Here is a 21,039-nt window from a genome sequence, read left to right as displayed (position 1 = left end):
ACTTAAGCGCACAAAATGATAATCCACCGCACTTAAATGGATGTTTTATGAGCAAGCGTGACCGGAGAAAGCCATTGTTGACTACTATTCACCAAGGTTATCGCTATAATAGCGACCATACTTTCATTAAACACTTAGGTTAAGTTATGTCACATGCTGAACAATCGACACCCAATGTAGATCCGCTAGAGATCGCAAAATTTGAAGCCATGGCGCAAACATGGTGGGATCTCAATGGTGAGTTCAAGCCATTACACTTACTTAATCCACTGCGTTTAAACTACATTGACCAAACCGCTGACGGCATTTTCGATAAGAAAGTCTTAGATGTCGGTTGTGGTGGCGGCATTTTATCCGAAAGCATGGCGCGCCTAGGTGCCCACGTTGATGGTATTGATATGGGTACTGAGCCGCTTGAAGTGGCAAAACTGCACGCATTAGAGTCTGGCGTGTCAGTTAATTATCTTAAAACAACTGCCGAAGCACACAGCGATAGCCACCGCGAGTATTACGATGTGGTGACTTGCATGGAAATGCTCGAACATGTACCCGATCCACAATCGGTTATCCAAGCATGTTGTGACATGGTTAAACCCAATGGCTTTGTGTTTATCTCCACCATTAACCGCAATATGATGTCATACCTGCAGACCATTATCGGTGCTGAATATTTATTGAAAATGCTCCCGGTTGGCACCCACGACCACAGTAAGTTTATTCGTCCATCTGAACTAATGGCATTAGTCGATAATACCGACTTATTGTGCAAGGATGCATTAGGGATTACGTACAACCCGTTGTCAGGAGTGTTTAAGTACACTAACAGTGTTGATGTTAATTATATGATAGCCACCCAAAAAATTGATTAATCATCCTGGTGACTCTTTTCAACGTTTTAATGTATGTGAACCAGAGTAGCGTTACTTCCTGCCAATAACGCTATAAAGGTGCATACATGATTCTATTATTATTGACTCTTGTTAGGAGCTAGCCTTTGCATAAGCAAGATATAAAAGGGGTACTATTTGATTTAGACGGTACTTTAGCCGACACAGCCCCTGATTTAGTCCAAGCATTAAATCTCAGTTTGGACGAAGCCGGTTTTAATGTCCAAACGCTTGAAACGATGCGCCATGCGGCGTCACACGGCAGTTTATATTTAGTTAAAACGGCTATTCCGCACGCCGAGGAACGAGTACAAATTGCTATTCAGCAAGCACTACTTCGCTATTATGCCCAGATAAATGGCGATCACAGCCGCTTGTTCGACGACTTACCCGAACTCTTATCGCTGTTAGATTCACAAGCCATTCCTTACGGTGTGGTCACCAATAAGCCGGCTCGATTTGCCCGGCCATTAGTTGCAAAGCTGGGCTTAACCGATAAACTTAAAACCATGATCAGTGGTGATAGTACCCGTTATTCAAAACCTCATACCGCACCGATGTTTTTAGCCGCACAACAAATCGCCATTGCCCCTCAAAGTATTTTATACCTCGGAGATGCCGAACGAGATTTAGTTGCGGCCCACAATGCGAGTATGTTGGGTGGCGTTGCCTTGTGGGGATATTTGTCCGCTACTGACAAACCTGACACATGGCCTGCTGGCAGACAATTTGAACACGGTGCATCACTGAAACAATTTTTCACTGAATAAGGCGATTTTGTTGTATTTGAGTCACCGGTTAATTGGCACCATTTTGGGGTAAATAATCAATATTTTTGAATAAATGATTAGTATGCTGATCATCTCTGGTCACACGATCAAAATCAACCAAAGATCAACCTATAAACCAGCAATATTTTTTGATCGCTGTTTATTTTAGCGATCAAATCTTTCTTATTTGATGGTTTAAAAAATATCATTTATCAAAAACACTTTATAAATTTGGGCTCTAGGGTTAGTTGTCACTAACCCTACCGTTTATCCTCAAGTTATCCACAAGAAGTTAATTAAATTGTGGCTTGCAAAAATCCCCAAACCTCACTATCTTGTATCTAAGATTTTAAATAACACCATATCTTGTGTGTGACTGGCAATCAAAACACTACGCACCTGCATTACAAGGACGTAGTCGATAAGTGAATGTACTGGTATTTTACTACCATGTTGTGAGTACGTTCAGCTTGATTGTTTAACATGGAATTGTTTTGTAACTGATTCAGATCGAATCAAGTTACATGGTATCCAACAACAGATCACACGATTAGATATAGAACCAAGGCCTCTCTTCAATGAATAGCAATATGACAGTCACCAAGCGCAGCGGCGAACGTGAATCGATCGATTTAGATAAAATTCATCGCGTGATCACTTGGGCAGCCAATGGATTAAAAAACGTCTCAGTATCTGAAGTAGAACTTCGATCTCACCTGCAGTTTTTCGACGGCATTCCAACAGAAGCCATTCATGAAACGATTATAAAAGCCGCAGCTGATTTGATCTCTCCGGAGTCCCCAGATTACCAATTTTTGGCCGCGCGTTTAGCCGTATTCCATTTACGTAAAAAGGCTTTTGGTCAATTTGAGCCGCCTAAATTATATGACCATGTCACCAAGTTAGTCGAAATGGGTAAATATGATATGCATATCATGGCTGACTATAGCCGTGAAGAATTAGACATTCTTGATAGCTATATTGATCACTGGCGTGACATGAACTTCTCTTATGCCGCGGTAAAGCAACTTGAAGGTAAATACCTGGTTCAAAACCGTGTGACCCATGAGATGTATGAAAGCGCGCAGTTTTTATATATTTTAGTGGCCGCATGTTTGTTTGCGCGTTACCCAAAAGAAATCCGCTTGAAGTACATTAAAGATTTCTATGACGCGACGTCTTTGTTTAAGATTTCTCTGCCAACGCCAATCATGGCCGGTGTACGAACGCCTACTCGTCAGTTCAGCTCATGTGTATTGATTGAGTGTGATGACAGCTTGGATTCAATCAATGCTACGGCATCGTCAATCGTTAAATATGTCAGCCAACGTGCTGGTATTGGTATTAATGCCGGTCGTATTCGTGCATTAGGCAGCCCTATACGCGGCGGTGAAGCATTCCACACGGGTTGTTTACCATTTTATAAGTATTTCCAAACAGCGGTGAAGTCTTGTTCTCAAGGCGGCGTACGCGGTGGTGCAGCAACGCTGTTCTATCCGTTATGGCATCTCGAAGTTGAATCGCTATTAGTGCTGAAAAACAACCGGGGTGTTGACGACAACCGTGTACGTCATCTTGACTACGGCGTACAGTTAAACAAATTAATGTACCAACGCTTAATCAAAGGCGAAAACATTAGCTTGTTCAGCCCATCAGATGTGCCGGGTCTTTATGATGCCTTCTTTGAAGACCAAGTAGAATTTGAACGTTTATACTTGCAGTACGAACAAGACAGCAGTATCCGTAAAAAACAGATTAAAGCCGTTGAGCTGTTTTCATTGATGATGCAGGAACGAGCCTCTACAGGTCGTATCTATATTCAAAACGTCGATCACTGTAATACCCACAGCCCATTTGACTCTAAAGTGGCGCCGATTAAGCAATCTAATTTGTGTTTAGAAATTGCCTTACCGACTAAGCCGTTAACTAACATTGACGATCCAGACGGTGAAATCGCCTTATGTACCTTGTCAGCGCTTAACTTAGGCGCGATTACCGACTTATCTGAACTTGAGCCGTTAGCTGATTTAGCGGTACGTGCGTTAGATAACTTACTTGATTACCAAGATTACCCAATAAAAGCGGCTCAAACGAGCTCGATGAATCGCCGTACGCTTGGTATTGGTGTGATTAACTTTGCTAACTACTTAGCTAAAAACGGTAAAAAGTATTCCGACGGTTCAGCAAACAACCTGACCCATAAGACCTTTGAAGCTATCCAGTTCTATTTACTGAAAGCGTCAATGAACTTAGCTAAAGAAAAAGGTGCCTGTCCGTTATTTCACGAGACCACCTACTCGAAGGGTATTTTACCCATCGATACCTATAAACGTGATTTAGACAAGATTTGTGACGAACCATTACACATGGATTGGGAAGGTTTACGTAGCGACATAAAACAGTACGGTTTACGTAACTCAACCTTGTCAGCATTAATGCCGTCAGAAACCTCATCGCAAATTTCAAACGCGACCAATGGTATCGAACCACCACGTGGCTTAATCAGCGTGAAAGCCAGTAAAGATGGCCAGTTAAAGCAAGTCGTTCCAGACTTTGAGCTGCTTAAAGACAAGTACGAACTGCTGTGGAATATGCCAAACAACGATGGTTACATCCAACTTGTTGGTTTAATGCAGAAGTTTATTGACCAAGCTATTTCTGCCAACACTAATTATGACCCAAGCCGTTTTGAAGGCGGTCGTGTGCCAATGCAGACCTTGCTAAAAGACTTGTTAAGTGTGTACAAACTGGGCATTAAAACATTGTATTATCATAATACACGCGATGGTGCTTCGGATCAGTTTGACGACATTATTGCTGTCGAAGAAGAAGACGATGACTGCGCCGGCGGTGCGTGTAAAATCTAATCATCACTTTATCTCTATTTAGCGGGGGATAATCCCCGCTTTGTGAAAAATGCGTTTTCAGGACACCTAAATAATGGCTTACTCTACATTTTGTCAAACACCTAACGATGCAACCAAAGAACCTATGTTTTTCGGGCAATCAGTTAATGTGGCACGCTACGATCAACAAAAATATGAAGTCTTTGAAAAACTGATTGAAAAGCAATTAAGTTTTTTCTGGCGTCCAGAAGAAGTTGATGTCAGCCGTGACAAAATTGATTTCGGTGATTTACCTGAACACGAAAAGCACATTTTCCTGTCAAACCTGAAATATCAAACCTTACTTGACTCTATTCAAGGCCGCTCACCAAATGTGGCATTTTTGCCATTGGTATCGCTACCAGAATTAGAGACGTGGATTGAAACATGGTCGTTTTCTGAAACGATTCACTCACGCTCTTACACTCATATTATTCGTAATATTGTCAATGACCCATCCGTGGTGTTTGACGATATCGTGCAAAATGACGAAATATTGAAACGTGCCGGTGACATTGCCGCTTATTACGATGATCTGATTAAACTGACCCAGATTAATAACCTGTTAGGTGAAGGTACTCATGTTATCGACGGCGAAGAAATCACCGTTAATTCACGTATCCTGAAAAAATCACTGTATTTATGCATGATGTCGGTTAACGCCTTAGAAGCTATCCGCTTCTATGTCAGCTTTGCCTGTTCATTTGCCTTTGCTGAACGTCGTGTTATGGAAGGTAATGCCAAAATCATCCGCTTAATTGCCCGTGATGAAGCGTTACATCTCAATGGGACACAACATATTATCGCCTTGATGCAAGGCGGCAAAGACGACCCTGAAATGGCAGAGATTGCTATTGAGTGTAAGCAACAAGCTTATGACTTGTTCGTCAAAGCAGCAGAACAAGAAAAAGAGTGGGCTAAATACTTATTTAAAGACGGATCAATGATTGGCCTAAATGAACCGATCCTATGTCAGTACGTTGAATTTATTACTAACCAAAGAATGAAATCAGTACATTTGCCTCAGCCTTATGAAGAACGGTCTAACCCACTACCCTGGATGAAAAATTGGTTAGAAAGTGATGCAGTACAAGTGGCCCCACAGGAAGTAGAGGTGTCATCTTATCTTGTTGGCCAAATTGATTCTTCTGTAAATAGCGATGAGTTTTTAGATTTTGACCTATAAAAAACTTTTCAAAAAATCGCCAATTGTAAGCTTGAAAGGACAGCCGATTATTTTATTTGACGGCCAACATTCAAGCTTACTAGAAGCGCTTGAGTCGAAAAAAGTAAACGTGTTTTCAGAATGTCGTAACGGATTTTGTGGCGCATGTAAAACCACCGTAATATCTGGTGAAGTAAACTACCTATCAGAGCCTCTTGCAGAACTCAAATCCGACGAGTGTCTACCCTGCTGTTGTGTGCCTAATGGCGATTTAAACCTCAAACTCTCTACTGAGGGAGTCGAAGTCGTTGCTAAGCGACAATACGCTTCGGTAAATGACAGCCATACACTCACAACAGCATTAACCCAACAATTACAGATTAATCCCAAACGGGCCCTTGACCGTTAATCTATCAGCCCTTCAACACCCGTTATATATTCAGGGCAAAGCTTAACAACACCCGTTTACCAGACTCAATCTTAGTGACGTTATGCTCATACTTATCAGGACGAAATAAATACACCCGCCCCCATAAATTCACTATGCATTTAGCACAGCTAAACACCCCACCCACTTTAGGTTGGACTATTACGAGGTTCAGTTTGTAATAACGACCTTGTTGCACCGGATCGGTATGGGTCATCACTTGATGATGAGTATGATAGGTCACCCAATTTATCGACAACATACGGCTGCTTAAAATGGCTTTGTTAATCACGTTTGCCATATTCACTCCAATGAAAATATTTGCAACAGATTATATCGACTCAATAAAAAATTGGGGCCATATTCACCAGCTAAAATCGTCTAAGATAGACGAGGCGCTTCTGGATGCTTAGTGACAGAAATGCCATCCATCATAGGGGAAAAGGAACACGGTTAGCGTCAGAGGGATAGTGCAGAAAAGAAGACCATTATTGAATGGGTTAAATGACTAATACCTAATACCTAATTCCTAATTCACACTATCAATCCATAGCGACCATGAACCACTCTTAATCCCTGACGCATTAATCGCTAACGGATCAATCCTAACGAATTAATCAAATTGACTCTCCCGTCATCAACGACAATCTAACGCTTGTTAACTAATCTCAACTCGCGATAAACGATGGGATAAACGATGGGATAAATAAGCCAATATGACAATATTTGACCTATTTAACCTATTTGATAACCGTTTATATCCCGAGTTCAAGATTAACTGTTTGTCATTGTATCGCAAGAATCGTCATAACTATCCAGCTCAATAATACCTTGCAGGATCATGCCGTGATAATGGGCTTTTACCAGTTGATAATTCATGCTCGGCGCAAAAAAATAAGTCACCTCTTCAGCCCCTGTTTGCTCAACCGGTATAAGCTGTATTTCTCCCCAGGGCGCTATGGTAGCGGTTAATTTGTCTTTAACGTAGAACTGATAGGGTTCAATCGCATCAGAGGCTTGCCTTATTAGCGCAAATTGCTGTCGACCTCGAAGCACGTTTTCACGTATTTGGATCGCCAAAGTGTCCACATCTCTTAATGGTATGGTCTTTGATGCATAATTATCGATGTCCCCATCAATATCAACACGAGATTTAAGGCCATGGTTGTCAAAAGTCACTCGCATGTCTCGAGAGCGAAAACCAGTTACCTGTTGATGAAAATTATCGGTTAACCATTCGTTGCGATCAGTTGACCACGATAACTCGGTACGCTGTTGATATTGAGTGCCAATACCTAAAATGCTGGCTTTACTTTTTGAGGTGATAACGGCAGATTTACCCTGCCAGTGCTCAGTCCGAGTCATTTCTCCCATATGTAATCCACTGAGATAAATAGAATAATCAAAGCTGCGCTGACATTTTTGCTCAACGTCACTCGCCAATACGCTATTACTGTGCAGTAAACCACTTGAAAGACCGACTATTATCAGTATTCTAGTGGCCATTACACAAGCTTTGGTCGACATGCTGAGATTGCAATATCTTGTCAGCATAAGTTTTATTTGCGCCATTAATGTCATCATCAGAGAAAGCTTTTCACTTTTTGCTCTTACCTTAAAAATAGTGTTAGCTTAAAAAACTTCATTCACATTTAAGTAGAAGTTAGTTTCATTTTCACCCACCCCGACATCAAAACGTAAATTAATATTATCTTTAATTCTAAATCGAAATCCAGTGCCATAGGCCGTTAATAGCGTATCGGTTAGCTCACTGACTTTAGGTGCGACACTGCCAACAGCGCCCCAAAAGACCATGCCATAACGTTGGAACACTGGTAAGCGATATTCAACTTGCCCCATCATCATTTGCTCATCTCGGTAGCGACCTCTAATGTAACCCCGCATCGCATTAGAGCCACCCAAATCGGGTAATAAGTTCCAAGGTACGTCACCACTGGTTAGATGCCCTTGAACTTGCCAAGCGACTAAACCCGGTGTTGAACCTAAGTCTATATAGTTCGCTAATTCAATATTATAAGTAGAAAACGAATCGAATTGATCATTTTGATATAATCCCGCATCAACCTGAAATAACCACCCTTCTGTCGCGTTTAAACGGTAATCTCTTGAATCATAAATACTGGTGACGACAATGCCAGAACTAAAATTATCGGGCAGAATGGTATTTGAATCCACAGGTGCCTCTGTTGCGACTAATTCTAAACTGTCTGCACTTGTGTAAATAAAGTCAGCACCCACGCCAATAAAATAGTGGCTGGCAATTTCGGTCATCCAGCGAGGCTTAAAGCTATACAATTGTTCATTAAACTCATGATGATTGAGATCTTGATCGCCTTGTTCAATCCCTACTCCATAATAAACTGCCGCTTCATTATGCAGTTCTAAGTCAAGCAACAACCGCTGCTTGCCTTGGTTTAAAAAAGTCATATTTTCAACTTGAACGCCATAGGATTGATTTATAGAAGCAAATGAATTCAATACCAGTGATGAGGGTTGTTCTGCACTCGTTGCATTATCGGTTTTATATAACCCCACCATTAATAACCCCACGCCAAACTTTTTCTCTGGGGTGTAATAAGCCGTTGGTAAATAGCTCATATCAATGACTTTAGTGTCATCGAACTCACCATCTGCCCCAAAAACTGACAAAATGTTATCAATCCATGTTGGTTCCATGTCTTGGGGGGTGTCAAATAAAGGTTCAACAGCAAGGGCGGTGTTAGAAAAAACAAATAGTGCTAGAAGTAAGGTCCGTTTCATAAAAACTCTATTAAAATATTGAAGAATTAAGCTCGCACGATGATTTCTATGGCAAACTTTTGAATTATTGTGCTGTCCGTTAAGCCCACAGCGTTGAGTATAAAGGGTTGTTGCCGATGAAAATAATTTCAAAAAACACATTTTAAATAACAATCAATTCATCAAAGATTATCCTATCCACCACTGAATACTTACTGAATAAAAACTTAACCCTTACTGAAGAACAAGGTTATCAGATATTGAATTTAACGCTGACCGCCACACCTAGCGTTAGCCTGGACATGCAATCTACAGCAACCTTCTTTATCCGTTGATACCACTATGCTAAAGAATGCGAAAGAATATACCACATTTAGCACCCAATATTGACGATAGATCAATATCCAACAGATCCGTCTCACTTGGTAAAAAAATCAAAATTATCTATATTTAGGTGACTTGTTACAACATTTTAATCCATTAGACAAGAGTGTATAGGCTCAAATTTAGTGCAAATAAGCCTCATTTAATCTGTGACCTATCAGCAAGTAAAAATTATGCCCTTAGATATATCATCCAGCGCGCAACTAAGGTATAAAGTCGTTATGAAAACGCCTATAAGATTACAACCACTGGTTGACGATGGTCTCGTCGATGAAGTGATAAGCCAACTCATGAGTGGCAAAGAAGCTACCGTCTATATGATCCGATGTGGCGATGAGATCCGCTGCGCCAAAGTGTATAAGGAAGCCACTAAACGCAGTTTTAAAAAAGCAGCACAATATCAAGAAGGTCGAAAAACTAAAAATAGTCGTCGTGGACGAGCCATGGAAAAAGGCTCTAAATACGGCCGTGAAGAGCAAGAAAAAGCATGGCAAAATGCCGAAGTGGACGCGTTATACAAATGCGCCGCCGCTAAAATTAGAGTACCAGTGCCTTATGGTTGCTTTGATGGGGTGTTATTGATGGAGTTGATCACCAACGTCCACGGTGATGTTGCCCCTCGATTAAATGACATTACCCAGATGAGTGCAGAGCAAGCACAAACGCAACATCGCATCATGATGGGCTATGTTGTGCGGATGTTATGTGCAGGCATTGTCCATGGGGATTTATCCGAATTCAATGTACTGGTCGACAAGAATGGGCCGGTGATCATTGATCTGCCCCAAGCAGTTGATGCATCGGCAAACAATAATGCCAAAGCCATGTTATTCCGTGATGTGAATAATATGACCGACTACTATTCACAATTTGCTCCAGAATTAGCCATAACCAAATATGCTAAAGAAATGTGGGCTTTGTATGAACAAGGTGAATTAACACCTGAGACGCCATTAACCGGTGAGTTTGAAGATGATACAACCGCAGCCGATGTTGACTCTGTTTTAGAAGAAATTAACGCCGCATTTGAAGAAGCCCAAGAAAGGCGCGAGCGCTTGAACGAAGCACAAAGCGACGAGTATTAACCTAAGCGTTTACTCACGATAGTCTCATCAGATAATGCTGGTGGCTCGTTAACAATACCAAGCCTGACTTAACTAAAGCTCAGGCTTTTTATTACCCGTTTGAAACACCATATCAAGGCCAACGTTATCCCAAGGTCAGTCATTATTTAATCTTAACTCGGGATAGCGATGGGATAAATGATGACATTCGAATAATAACGGCCATAGTGAAATATATTGATCACTCTTTCGCTGGTACTAGCTTACTTTTAAACACCCCATAAAAGGCAATACAGGCACCCGCAAGACCTAAAAATGAGCATACTAAGCGATAGTCACTGTTGTCGAGAAAGAAGTTAGCCACACTGAAGATCAACAAAATGGCTAAGCCAACATTTTTGGTCATCATCATTTTAGGTTCAAACATTAGCCATTGTTCACATTTAGGGCATTGTGTTTCAACACCATGCTTGCCTTTTCGTACTTGTTTAAGTGCTTTTCGAGCAAATACAGCCTGACAACTAGGACATTCCATTCTACATCACCTTTCATAATTTTTAATCAATATAATACAATGTATTAACTCAACATTAAAGTTTCTCATTCCACGCCTGTACAGCAAAGTAAAGCAAAGGTCATTAACAATTCAACTATTTGGAACGTTCGTTCAAGATAGCCATTGAACGAATGATATAGTTAGTTTATAGTTTAGGGAATGCAGCACATTGTGAGCGGGCTAACCCGCCTGAGATGTGTATATTATCGACTAGTATATCAAATTCACTGAGCTTGATCGCTTAACTCAACACACAAATGGAGCACTGAATATGCATAAAATGATTGGATTTGATGTTTATGGCACATTAGTGGATCCTGTGGATATGGGTCAACATCTGCAGGAATTGATTGGCGATAAGGCACAAGAATTTGGTCAACTCTGGCACGATAAAAAGGTCGAATATGCATTTCGCCGCGGCTTAATGCAGCAATATGAAGATTTCGGTGTCTGTACCCATCAGGCATTGCAATATTGCTTGTCGGTTTTCAATGTCACACTATCTGCCCGTGCGCAACAGGAATTACTGGCAAAATTTAGTCAACTAACCACCTTTGAAGACGTTATTCCTGGACTCGCACTACTGCGTAATCAAGGCCATACCCTGGCCGCATTTTCAAATGGCCCTGAAGTCGCGGTTCGTACGTTAATGCAAAATTCAGGTGTATTACCTCAATTACATGACGTCATCAGCGTTGACGACATACACACCTTTAAACCTGACCCTGCCGTTTACCATTATTTAATGACTCGCACACAATCCGAACCACATCATTGTTGGATGGTGTCCAGTAATCCATGGGATGTTATCGGTGCAAAAGCGGCAGGACTAAAAACGGCTTGGATCCAACGCGACAGTAAAAAAGTATTTGATCCCTGGGGCATCGAACCTGACTTAACCGTAACCAATTTAATTGAATTAAGTGAACAGCTCGATGCAATAGATGACTGAGATGCTGCATTAAAAAATAAAAGCATAACTCATAAGAGTTGATGCTAATACAATCAATCTAGACACGCTACACTAACAATCTTGTGCTAAGCGCATTTTAACTTTGTATCAGTAACCTTAGACAGGTTGCCACGAGGAATTTTTATGAGTAATAAATACACCCCACCTAACGTTTGGGTAAATAATACCAATGGTGGTAACAAGTGGGCAAACATCAATAGCCCTGAATCGGGTGCAAGATCGGATAAAGTACTACCAATAGGTAAGCATTCTTTACAGCTTTATTCCCTTGGCACACCAAACGGACAAAAAGTGACGATTCTTTTAGAAGAACTGCTTGCTTTAGGTATTAAAGAAGCAGAATACGATGCTTATCTCATTAATATCGGCGAAAGTGATCAGTTTTCGTCTGGGTTTGTTGATGTAAATCCAAACTCAAAAATTCCTGCCTTATTAGATAAATCAGCTGATGAAGACCTTAACGTATTTGAATCTGCTTCAATTCTGGTTCATTTAGCAGAAAAATTTGACCAGTTCCTGCCTAAAGATGGCAAAGCAAGAACCCAAACATTTAACTGGTTATTCTGGGCGCAAGGCTCGGCCCCTTTCCTCGGTGGCGGGTTTGGTCACTTTTACGCTTATGCCGATGAAAAACAGGAATATCCTATAAACCGTTTTGCCATGGAAGTTAAGCGCCAATTAGATGTGTTGGATAAGCAACTGGCAAAAAACACCTTTATTGCTGGTGAAGAATATAGCATTGCAGATATCGCTATTTGGCCGTGGTACGGCAATTTAGTCTTGGGTAATTTATACAGCGCCGCCGAGTTTTTAGACGTCGCCAGCTACAAGAATGTCATGCGCTGGGCCAGTGAGATATTAGCGCGCCCAGCAGTGCAACGTGGCAAAATGGTTAACACAACATGGGGCGAACCATGGGAAATGTTACCTGAACGCCACAGTGCAGCAGACATTGATGCAGTATTGGCCTTAAAACCTTAAGCACTGATGCGACTAAGCGACTGCGGATTAATCAAAATAGTGATCAACATTTCAATCATGTCGATGGTCAAATGATGTAACCAGATCACTCATCAGCAGCTCAGATTAATATTGTCATTGTCATTGTCATTATCATTATCATTATCAGTAGGCTAGTCGCCATTAGACTTTGCCAATGTAAACATTAAAAAAGCCTTCTGAATAACAGAAGGCTTTTTAGTTTATGCAATCGTATTCTGAAATGAATTACGCCATTCTAACGGCACATCCAATCAGGTTTAAATACTCATCGCAAGCTCTGCGCCTTGGCGTATTGCGCGTTTAGCATCTAATTCAGCAGCAACATCGACCCCACCAATTAAATGCACAGGTAATCCACTGGCTTTCATTTCATCAACCAGACTGAGGTTAGACATTTGTCCTGCACACAACACAACATTATCGACAGCCAGAATTTCAGATTGTTCGCCGATGGTAATGTGTAGCCCTTGCTCGTCGAACTTTTCGTAGTTGACGCCTGTTTTCATATGAACTTGATGCTGTTTTAACACATTGCGATGGATCCAACCGGTTGTTTTACCTAATCCTTTACCCATTTTAGTTGTTTTACGTTGCAATAAATACACTTCACGGCCAGGGACATGATCGGCTTTTTCAGTTAATCCGCCAGCATGCTGATAGGTTTTATCAATGCCCCATTGTTTTAACCATTTATCAGGTTGCAAGGTACTCGATTCTAATTCACATAAAAAATGCGCTATATCAAAACCTATGCCGCCAGCACCAATTAACGCCACTTTTTTACCAATTTCAACTTGGCCAGTTAATACTTGTTGATAATCGACCACTTTAGGGTTATCGAAACCCGGTAATGTCAAAGCTCGTGGCACCACACCAGAGGCAATGACAATTTCATCAAATTTTTCAGTCGCTAATACCGCTGCATCTAATTTGGTGTTTAAGCGTAACTCAACATTATGCAGCTTAATTTGATTGACAAAATAACGAATGGTTTCGTTAAACTCTTCTTTACCCGGGATTTTACGCGCTAAGTTAAACTGACCACCAACTTCAGATTTGGCTTCAAACAATACCACTTCATGACCACGAGATGCTGCATAGACAGAGAAAGCCATCCCTGCAGGGCCCGCACCCATCACAGCGATTCGTTTCTTATTGGCTGTGGGGGTAAAATTAATTTCGGTTTCATAGCAGGCTCGAGGATTCACTAAGCAGGTTGCCCGTTTCATCGAAAAAGTATGGTCCAAACACGCCTGGTTACACCCAATGCAAGTGTTAATCAATTCTGGCGTATTAGCTGCCGCTTTATTGACAAAGTCAGCATCAGCTAAAAATGGACGCGCCATCGACACCATATCAGCTTGACCAGATGCAATAATCGCCTCGCCTATTTCTGGAGTATTAATCCGGTTTGTGGCAATTAATGGTACCTTTACTTCAGCTTTGAGTTTTTCAGTCACCCAAGAAAATGCACCACGGGGCACATTAGTCGAAATCGTTGGTACACGCGCTTCATGCCAACCAATACCGGTATTAATAATACTAACACCCGCTTGTTCAAGCGATTTGGCTAGCTGAACCACTTCGTCCCACGTTGAGCCATTGTCGACTAAGTCGAGCATCGATAAGCGGAACACAATAATAAAATCACTGCCGACCTTCTGACGAATAGCGTTAACTATTTCAATTGGGAATTTAACCCGGTTCTCATAGCTTCCGCCCCATTCATCGGTGCGTTTATTGGTGCGAGAACTGATAAATTGGTTGATCAAATACCCTTCTGACCCCATCACTTCAACGCCATCATAGCCAGCTTTTTTAGCTAAAGCGGCGCTGGTTGCATAATCTTTAACAGTAGAACGTACTTGACGAGCAGACATAGCTGAAGGGGTAAACGGCGTGATCGGCGATTTTACTTTGCTCGGTGCTAAGCTAAAAGGATGATAGCTATAACGGCCAGCATGCAATATTTGCATACAAATTTTCCCGCCAGCCTCATGCACAGCATCGGTAACAATTTTATGTTTACCCACTTGCCAAGAAAAGCTTAATTGACAGGCATGTGGTGCTAAACGTCCACGTAAATTAGGCGCAATACCACCAGTGACAATTAAGCCTACGCCACCTTGAGCACGTTCTTTATAAAACGCTGCCAGTTTCTCAAATCCGCCTTTTTCTTCTTCTAACCCCGTGTGCATTGAGCCCATCAACACGCGGTTTTTCAGCTGTGTAAAGCCGAGATCTAAAGGTTCTAATAAGTGTGGAAACGACATTCAAACATCCTTTTTAAACAAGTGATTTAATCCAGCATACCCCGACAGTAAATTTTGCTCAATCATTTAAACGATTGTTTGATAAAAACCTTTACAATTCAATTTCACATTTATATTGATTTTCAGTTAGGATGATGACATTAGACTGATAAAGGAGTGGCAAATGTCCGCTAAACCCTCGTTTTTAAAAAGGATGTTTTTACTGTTATGGAATACAGTAAATGGTATCCGTAAGTTAATCATCAACGTTATATTTTTTGGTTTGTTGGCCGTAATAGCCGTCGCGATACTCAACAGTGAAGATGACATTATCATCGAAGATCAATCAGCCTTAGTGTTGAATTTGTCTGGGAGCATAGTGGATCAAAAACATTATGTAGATCCCATTGAAATGGCATTTAGCCAAGGGCAAGCTAATGATCCAGAAGGTGAAATTTTATTAGCGGATCTACTTTATACTATTAATAACGCCACTGAAGATACCCGAATCAACAGTATCGTATTAGATTTAGGAAATCTTCAAGATGCCGGGATCAGTAAAATGACCGCCATTGGTAACGCATTAAAGCAATTTAAAGCCGCCAATAAATCGGTTATTGCCATGGCTAATGGTTATGATCAAAACCAATATTTTTTAGCCAGTTTTGCAGACAAAATTTACCTTAATAACCAAGGTATGGTGTCGCTAGATGGCTTGAGTCGTTACCGCTTATATTACAAATCTGCACTGGAAAAACTGAAAATCACCACTCACGTATTTCGAGTGGGTACGTTTAAATCTGCCGTAGAACCTTTTATTCGTGACGATATGTCCGATGCAGATAAAGTAGCCAGTAAAGTATTGTTAAACGATATTTGGCAGAGCTACTCAACCATTGTTGCCAGTAACCGTCAAATAGGCCCAGATCAATTAGTGTTAGGCACAGATGAGTACCTCGCTGAGCTGGATAAAGCGCAAGGTGATAGTGCCCAAATGGCGGTAAACATGAAATGGGTTGACGAGCTTGTTTCTGCTGATGCGTTCCGTGTCGCCATGATAGAACGGGTTGGCAGTGATAAGGAAGGTAAAAACTTTAAACAAATTAGTTATAATAATTACCGTTCGTTAACCGCACCGACACCTAAGTTTGTTAAAAATGATTCCATTGCCATTATTGTTGCAAAAGGCACTATTCTTAACGGTAAACAACCTGCTGGACAAATTGGTGGCGAAAGCACCTCCAAACTCCTTATGCGAGCACGCTTTGACGATAAAGTAAAAGCTGTGGTACTTAGGGTTGATAGCCCTGGTGGTAGTGCATTTGCATCAGAGCAAATCCGTCAAGAAGTGTTAGCGCTAAAAGCGGCAGGTAAACCTGTTGTGGTTAGCATGGGTAGCCTTGCTGCATCAGGCGGATATTGGATATCAGCCAGTGCCGACTATATTGTCGCAACACCGACAACCCTTACAGGTTCAATTGGTATTTTTGGTATGTTTGCCACATTTGAGCAAGCACTTAATCATATTGGTGTCACCTCTGATGGTGTTGCAACATCTGATTGGGCTGGATTATCGCCGGTTCGTGAATTAAGCCCAAAAGTGGCTACCGTAATACAACGTCATATCGAACGGGGTTATCATGAGTTTATTTCTCTGGTGGCTAAAGAGCGTCATATGACGCTAGAGCAAGTAGACAACATTGCTCAAGGCCGAGTATGGACGGGAAAACGTGCATTAACGCTAGGACTAGTTGATGAGCTCGGAGACATGGAGCTGGCGTTAGCTAAAGCGGCTGATTTAGCTAAAATGGACAAGTTCGACGTTAAAGTGATCGAGCAAGAGCTTAGCGCTGAACAGCAAATTATGCAGCAAATTATGGGGGCGAGTGCCGCTTACGTGCCTGATAGTGTCCGTCAAACCAGTGTCGTCGAGCAATTTATTAAACATTGGGCCGGAGCATTTGAAACATTATCAATGTTTGATGACCCTAATCATGTCTATATGTATTGCGAAAACTGTAATTACTAATCAATTACTAATCAATTACTAATCAATTATATGAACGCAATATGAAGATTATTCAAAAAAAGCCTGCTTAGCAGGCTTTTTTATTGGGGATCGATAAATAAACTCGTATAATTTACACAATCTACAATAGTTGTTTAATAAGAGTCCTATATTTATGACAAATCGTTCGATTTACGTAGCCTATACAGGCGGTACTATTGGGATGCAAAAAACAGCCAATGGTTTTGCGCCAGTGGCAGGATTCTTGACTGATTGTGTTCAGTCAATGCCCGAGTTTTATCATGATGAAATGCCCCACTTTGTCATTCATGAATACAGCCCTTTGATTGACTCGTCCAACATGGCGCCACCTGATTGGCAATTGATTGCGAACGACATTCAAGCCAACTATGACAAGTACGATGGTTTTGTGATTTTACATGGTACAGACACCATGGCTTATACCGCTTCTGCGCTATCATTTATGTTGCAAGGTCTATCAAAACCGGTGATCGTAACGGGTTCACAGATCCCCCTTGCACAATTACGATCTGACGGTCAAACCAATCTGCTCAATTCCTTGTATATAGCAGCGAATTACCCTGTAGCTGAAGTATGTTTGTTCTTTAATAACAAGTTGTTTCGCGGTAATCGCTCAACTAAGGCTCATGCCGATGGCTTTGATGCATTTGCATCACCTAACTTCCCGATGCTACTTGAAGCGGGCATTAAAATTAATCTTAAAGCAGGTAAAATCACTAAGCCAACGGGCGCTCCTTTAGAGGTTGTCACTATCAGCCCTCAACCTGTGGGTGTGGTCACGCTTTACCCTGGTATCTCAACTGATATTTTTAATAATATTTTACAGCAACCAGTAAAAGCACTGATCTTATTAACTTTTGGTGTCGGTAATGCACCACAAGATAAAAAATTACTTGAAACCCTTAAACAAGCTGACGAACGCGGGATTGTATTGGTGAATTTAACCCAGTGTTTCCAAGGCAAAGTCAATATGGCCGGCTATGCTACTGGCAATGCGTTAGCGCAAGCAGGGGTGATCGGCGGTGCCGATATGACGGTTGAAGCGGCATTGGCAAAACTGCATTATTTGTTGTCCATTGGATTAACCTCAGCGCAAATCAAACAACGTATGCAGCAAAATTTAATTGGTGAACTGACGATTGACTAGTTAACGTTTTTATAGCTAACGTTGTGAATTGCGAAACGATATAATCGCTAAACAAAAGATAAAAATGCGAGCTAATTAGCTCGCATTTTTTATGCTTTAATTTGATTAATATCGATTAATCAGCATGGGATTATAAATCCGCGGCTTTAAACTCGGCAATGGGATCACCTTTAAACTGTCTTTTCAGCTCTGATTTGGATAACTCATTAATATTACCACCAGCTGCGATAGTAAAATGTTCAGTTTGCTGAAGCTTACGCGCTTGGTATAACATCACCACTTGTAAAGTCGACTCACGCTGTTGCTCAGTTAATACCGTGCCATCATCCCACTTACCTAGCTCGGTTGCAGACAACATGCGCAGGTAGACTTCTTCAGGCATTTCATCAATGACTTTATTGATATCATTCATACTGATTTCCGTTTATGTAATACAATTCTGACCCGGGTAACAAGATACCCCGAAAAGCCAACTACAAAGCTTGCAATCGCGACATAAGAAGTTACCCCTTGTGCGGGCTCTCCTCCCCAAAACCACACGACAACCCCCGCGATAAATAATGTCAAAAAAATAAAACTTTGGGTCATTAAGCTGTTTGAACGCTCAATGTGACTGATAACGGTTAAAGACTCAGTATTACCACTCAAGTCAGTTTTGCAATGCTGACATTGCTTAGCCTTACTCGAAATACGTTTTTGACATTTAGGGCATGCAATTAACGCCATAATTCACTTTACCTGTTCGATCATTTACAGCTAATATTAACCGCTGCTGTGGAGATTATAATTGATCAACCACTGCTAACATAGCCACTAAAGACGCTTCACCTAAATATACGCAGCGCTCAGGAGACCAGCCCACAAAAGGATCGGCTAAATTGGCATTGTCTTTAAATGGCATCTCTAACGTATTGGATAAACAACTGAACGTATTGGCTACCCAGTTAGAACCCACAGTTAAATTCGCTTTACCTGGCTCATCTTTATCGTAACCAAACTCTGTTTGGAAATCAGCACTGGCAATGGTCAATGCACTGAGAAATTGCTGCTGTAATGCGGCCATTTTATCATTGTAGTTTGGTACGCCTTCGCAACCGGCAAGGAACACAAAAGGTAGACCTTCATCACCGTGAACATCGTAAAATAAATCAACACCTGTTTGGTGCATCTTATTGACCACATAATACACCTCAGGACTTTTCTCTAAGCTGGGTGTTTGCCATTCACGATTTAGGTTGGTGCCAACCGCATTGGTGCGTAAATGACCGCGAGCACTCCCATCTGGGTTCATATTCGGCACAATATAGAAATTGGCTTGGTCTAATAAAGCTTTCGAGGTTGGACAATCGCTATCGAGTAGTTGATTTAACAATCCTTCGACTAACCACTCAGCCATGGTTTCACCTGGGTGTTGACGCGCGGTAATCCAAATATTCTTTTTTTCTGGGTTTGCATCACCAATTTTAAGCAAGGTCATGTCGCGGCCATCGAGGGTTAAGCCGAGGTGCTCAAGACTGACTGCAGGATGTAATTGGACTTCACTGATTAAATCTAAATGACGTTCGTAGCTGTAAGGTGCAAAGTAGGCAATTTGAATAGCTTCACAATCTAGCTCAGCTTGGATGGTTAACTTGCCATCGGCATATTGAGTCGGCAATCGGAACCAAGTCTGACGATCATAACTAGCAACCGCTTGATAATCTTCCCAACCTTTTGGATAAGATGCGTTACCTGCATTAACAATATTAACGGTATAAGTCTGGCCGACTTCGCCTTCTAAACGAAAGTTAAACCATTGATAAAACTCACCACCGAAATCGGGACGAATGGCGACTTGTATATCGTCATGTTGGTCGAGGTTAATGACGTCAATGTTGCCGCCGTCAAAGTTTGCTGTGATCCGCATTAGGTTATCCTTTATGTGCTTGCACTTATTTTATCGGCTTAATAATGCCTGATTTTATAGGCCTTAGCTTATCAAATGCGGCAATTGGTGGGAACCTTTAAAAGTTAAGGCGGTACCCTTGACCGCGAACAGTATTAATCAGTTCACGGGGTAAATTACGTTTGCCTAATTTTCGCCGTGTATTACTGATATGCATATCTACATTACGGTCAAATCGTCCTAGTTCCTTATGCAACACCCTTCGCTGTAATTCTGCTTTGCTGATGACATCACCTTGGCGCTCAAACAAATATTTGAACAGTCGGTATTCCGTTTGCGTTAACACTAACGACTTTTCAGCAAAATTAATGGTATAGCACGTATCATCAAAGCCAATATAATCATTAACAGGCTCATTAATCTGCGGGTGGGACCGTCGATGGAGCACATTGAGACGTAGTTGTAATTCGCGGATGTTAATCGGTTTAGCAAGGTAATCATCAGCGCCTAACTCAAACGCTTTAATACGCTCCAGTTCGCTGCTACTGTCTGCTAATGCAATAATGGGGGGTTGGGTTTGTCTTGCAACTAACAGCCAAAAGGAATTCATTTTGGGGACCGAAAAATCGACTAGTATGGCTTCAAGCTGAAGCGTCTCCATTTGGATCAATGCATCAAAGGCATTATTAACCCAGTAAACACTATAACCCTGTTCACTCAGTTGTCGACTTAGGTCACTTTTACCGCAAAGGGTATGTTCTATGAATAGAATATTGTGCATGCTTAACCACTTAATGATAACGATTATTATTAAGATTAGCATATCGATTTA

Annotated in this window: 19 protein-coding genes; 10 read left to right on the top strand and 9 right to left on the bottom strand. The window is 41.4% G+C overall.

Going from position 1 to position 21,039, the window contains the following annotated elements:
* Positions 1-146 precede the first annotated feature (146 nt).
* From ubiG to yfaE, 5 genes are all read left to right on the top strand, one after another.
* Positions 147-869, top strand: coding sequence for a bifunctional 2-polyprenyl-6-hydroxyphenol methylase/3-demethylubiquinol 3-O-methyltransferase UbiG (gene ubiG / locus CXF80_RS03295; RefSeq protein WP_101031202.1), 723 nt, complete (start codon positions 147-149; stop codon positions 867-869).
* 125 nt (positions 870-994) lie between these two features.
* On the top strand, positions 995-1,657 hold the full coding sequence (locus CXF80_RS03290) for an HAD family hydrolase (RefSeq protein WP_101031200.1): 663 nt from the start codon (positions 995-997) through the stop codon (positions 1,655-1,657).
* Positions 1,658-2,235: 578 nt separating this feature from the next.
* Positions 2,236-4,524 (top strand): class 1a ribonucleoside-diphosphate reductase subunit alpha, encoded by a 2,289-nt coding sequence (nrdA, locus tag CXF80_RS03285; RefSeq protein ID WP_101031198.1) that lies wholly within the window; start codon positions 2,236-2,238, stop codon positions 4,522-4,524.
* A 73-nt stretch (positions 4,525-4,597) separates the two neighbouring features.
* Positions 4,598-5,728 (top strand): class Ia ribonucleoside-diphosphate reductase subunit beta, encoded by a 1,131-nt coding sequence (gene nrdB, locus CXF80_RS03280; protein ID WP_101031196.1) that lies wholly within the window; start codon positions 4,598-4,600, stop codon positions 5,726-5,728.
* On the top strand, positions 5,718-6,116 hold the full coding sequence (yfaE, locus tag CXF80_RS03275) for a class I ribonucleotide reductase maintenance protein YfaE (protein ID WP_101031194.1): 399 nt from the start codon (positions 5,718-5,720) through the stop codon (positions 6,114-6,116). The genes nrdB and yfaE overlap by 11 nt, the downstream gene beginning before the upstream one ends.
* Before the next feature lie 22 nt (positions 6,117-6,138).
* Here the strand turns inward: yfaE and CXF80_RS03270 are convergent, their stop codons facing one another.
* The 3 genes from CXF80_RS03270 to CXF80_RS03260 all read right to left on the bottom strand — a co-directional run bounded on the left by CXF80_RS03270 (position 6,139) and on the right by CXF80_RS03260 (position 8,915).
* Positions 6,139-6,435, bottom strand: a complete 297-nt coding sequence (locus CXF80_RS03270) for a hypothetical protein (RefSeq protein ID WP_101031192.1) — start codon at positions 6,433-6,435, stop codon at positions 6,139-6,141.
* 473 nt (positions 6,436-6,908) lie between these two features.
* Positions 6,909-7,640, bottom strand: coding sequence for a hypothetical protein (locus tag CXF80_RS03265; protein ID WP_232772029.1), 732 nt, complete (start codon positions 7,638-7,640; stop codon positions 6,909-6,911).
* Between the two features lie 126 nt (positions 7,641-7,766).
* Positions 7,767-8,915 carry a BamA/TamA family outer membrane protein gene (locus tag CXF80_RS03260; RefSeq protein ID WP_101031190.1) on the bottom strand — a complete coding sequence of 383 codons (1,149 nt, stop codon included), beginning with the start codon at positions 8,913-8,915 and terminating at the stop codon, positions 7,767-7,769.
* A gap of 584 nt (positions 8,916-9,499) precedes the next feature.
* On the opposite strand from CXF80_RS03260, the gene CXF80_RS03255 reads away from it, so the two are divergent.
* Positions 9,500-10,363, top strand: a complete 864-nt coding sequence (locus tag CXF80_RS03255) for a PA4780 family RIO1-like protein kinase (RefSeq protein ID WP_101031189.1) — start codon at positions 9,500-9,502, stop codon at positions 10,361-10,363.
* A gap of 220 nt (positions 10,364-10,583) precedes the next feature.
* Here CXF80_RS03255 and CXF80_RS03250 read toward each other — a convergent pair whose 3' ends face one another.
* Positions 10,584-10,877 carry a hypothetical protein gene (locus CXF80_RS03250; RefSeq protein ID WP_101031187.1) on the bottom strand — a complete coding sequence of 98 codons (294 nt, stop codon included), beginning with the start codon at positions 10,875-10,877 and terminating at the stop codon, positions 10,584-10,586.
* A 292-nt stretch (positions 10,878-11,169) separates the two neighbouring features.
* Here CXF80_RS03250 and CXF80_RS03245 point away from each other — a divergent pair, with 292 nt between their 5' ends.
* Together CXF80_RS03245 and yghU are read left to right on the top strand one after the other, a co-directional pair.
* Entirely contained in the window at positions 11,170-11,850 is a 681-nt protein-coding gene (locus CXF80_RS03245; protein ID WP_232772028.1) for a haloacid dehalogenase type II, read from the top strand.
* Between the two features lie 144 nt (positions 11,851-11,994).
* The gene (gene yghU, locus CXF80_RS03240) at positions 11,995-12,852 is read left to right on the top strand and encodes a glutathione-dependent disulfide-bond oxidoreductase (RefSeq protein ID WP_101031183.1); all 858 of its coding nucleotides are present in this window, start codon (positions 11,995-11,997) and stop codon (positions 12,850-12,852) included.
* Between the two features lie 278 nt (positions 12,853-13,130).
* Here the strand turns inward: yghU and CXF80_RS03235 are convergent, their stop codons facing one another.
* The gene (locus CXF80_RS03235; protein WP_101031181.1) at positions 13,131-15,146 is read right to left on the bottom strand and encodes an oxidoreductase; all 2,016 of its coding nucleotides are present in this window, start codon (positions 15,144-15,146) and stop codon (positions 13,131-13,133) included.
* 163 nt (positions 15,147-15,309) lie between these two features.
* Between CXF80_RS03235 and sppA the strand changes: the two genes are divergently transcribed.
* Both sppA and ansA read left to right on the top strand, forming a co-directional pair.
* A complete protein-coding gene (sppA, locus tag CXF80_RS03230; RefSeq protein ID WP_101031180.1) occupies positions 15,310-17,154 on the top strand; it encodes a signal peptide peptidase SppA in 1,845 nt (614 codons plus the stop codon).
* A 154-nt stretch (positions 17,155-17,308) separates the two neighbouring features.
* Positions 17,309-18,322: an asparaginase gene (gene ansA, locus CXF80_RS03225; RefSeq protein WP_101031178.1), complete on the top strand. Its 1,014-nt coding sequence runs from the start codon at positions 17,309-17,311 to the stop codon at positions 18,320-18,322.
* A 130-nt stretch (positions 18,323-18,452) separates the two neighbouring features.
* Here the strand turns inward: ansA and CXF80_RS03220 are convergent, their stop codons facing one another.
* The 4 genes from CXF80_RS03220 to CXF80_RS03205 form a co-directional block, all read right to left on the bottom strand.
* On the bottom strand, positions 18,453-18,734 hold the full coding sequence (locus tag CXF80_RS03220; RefSeq protein ID WP_101031176.1) for a YeaC family protein: 282 nt from the start codon (positions 18,732-18,734) through the stop codon (positions 18,453-18,455).
* Entirely contained in the window at positions 18,731-19,048 is a 318-nt protein-coding gene (locus tag CXF80_RS03215; protein ID WP_101031174.1) for a zinc ribbon domain-containing protein, read from the bottom strand. Before CXF80_RS03215 ends, CXF80_RS03220 begins: the two co-directional genes overlap by 4 nt.
* 55 nt (positions 19,049-19,103) lie before the next feature.
* Positions 19,104-20,228 carry a M14 family metallopeptidase gene (locus CXF80_RS03210; protein WP_101031172.1) on the bottom strand — a complete coding sequence of 375 codons (1,125 nt, stop codon included), beginning with the start codon at positions 20,226-20,228 and terminating at the stop codon, positions 19,104-19,106.
* 97 nt (positions 20,229-20,325) lie between these two features.
* The gene (locus CXF80_RS03205; RefSeq protein ID WP_101031170.1) at positions 20,326-20,988 is read right to left on the bottom strand and encodes a response regulator transcription factor; all 663 of its coding nucleotides are present in this window, start codon (positions 20,986-20,988) and stop codon (positions 20,326-20,328) included.
* Positions 20,989-21,039 lie beyond the last annotated feature (51 nt).

Origin of the sequence: Shewanella sp. Actino-trap-3 (assembly GCF_002836275.1) — a bacterium.
Lineage (GTDB): Bacteria > Pseudomonadota > Gammaproteobacteria > Enterobacterales > Shewanellaceae > Shewanella > Shewanella psychromarinicola.
This window is presented reverse-complemented; position numbering and strand designations above follow the sequence as displayed.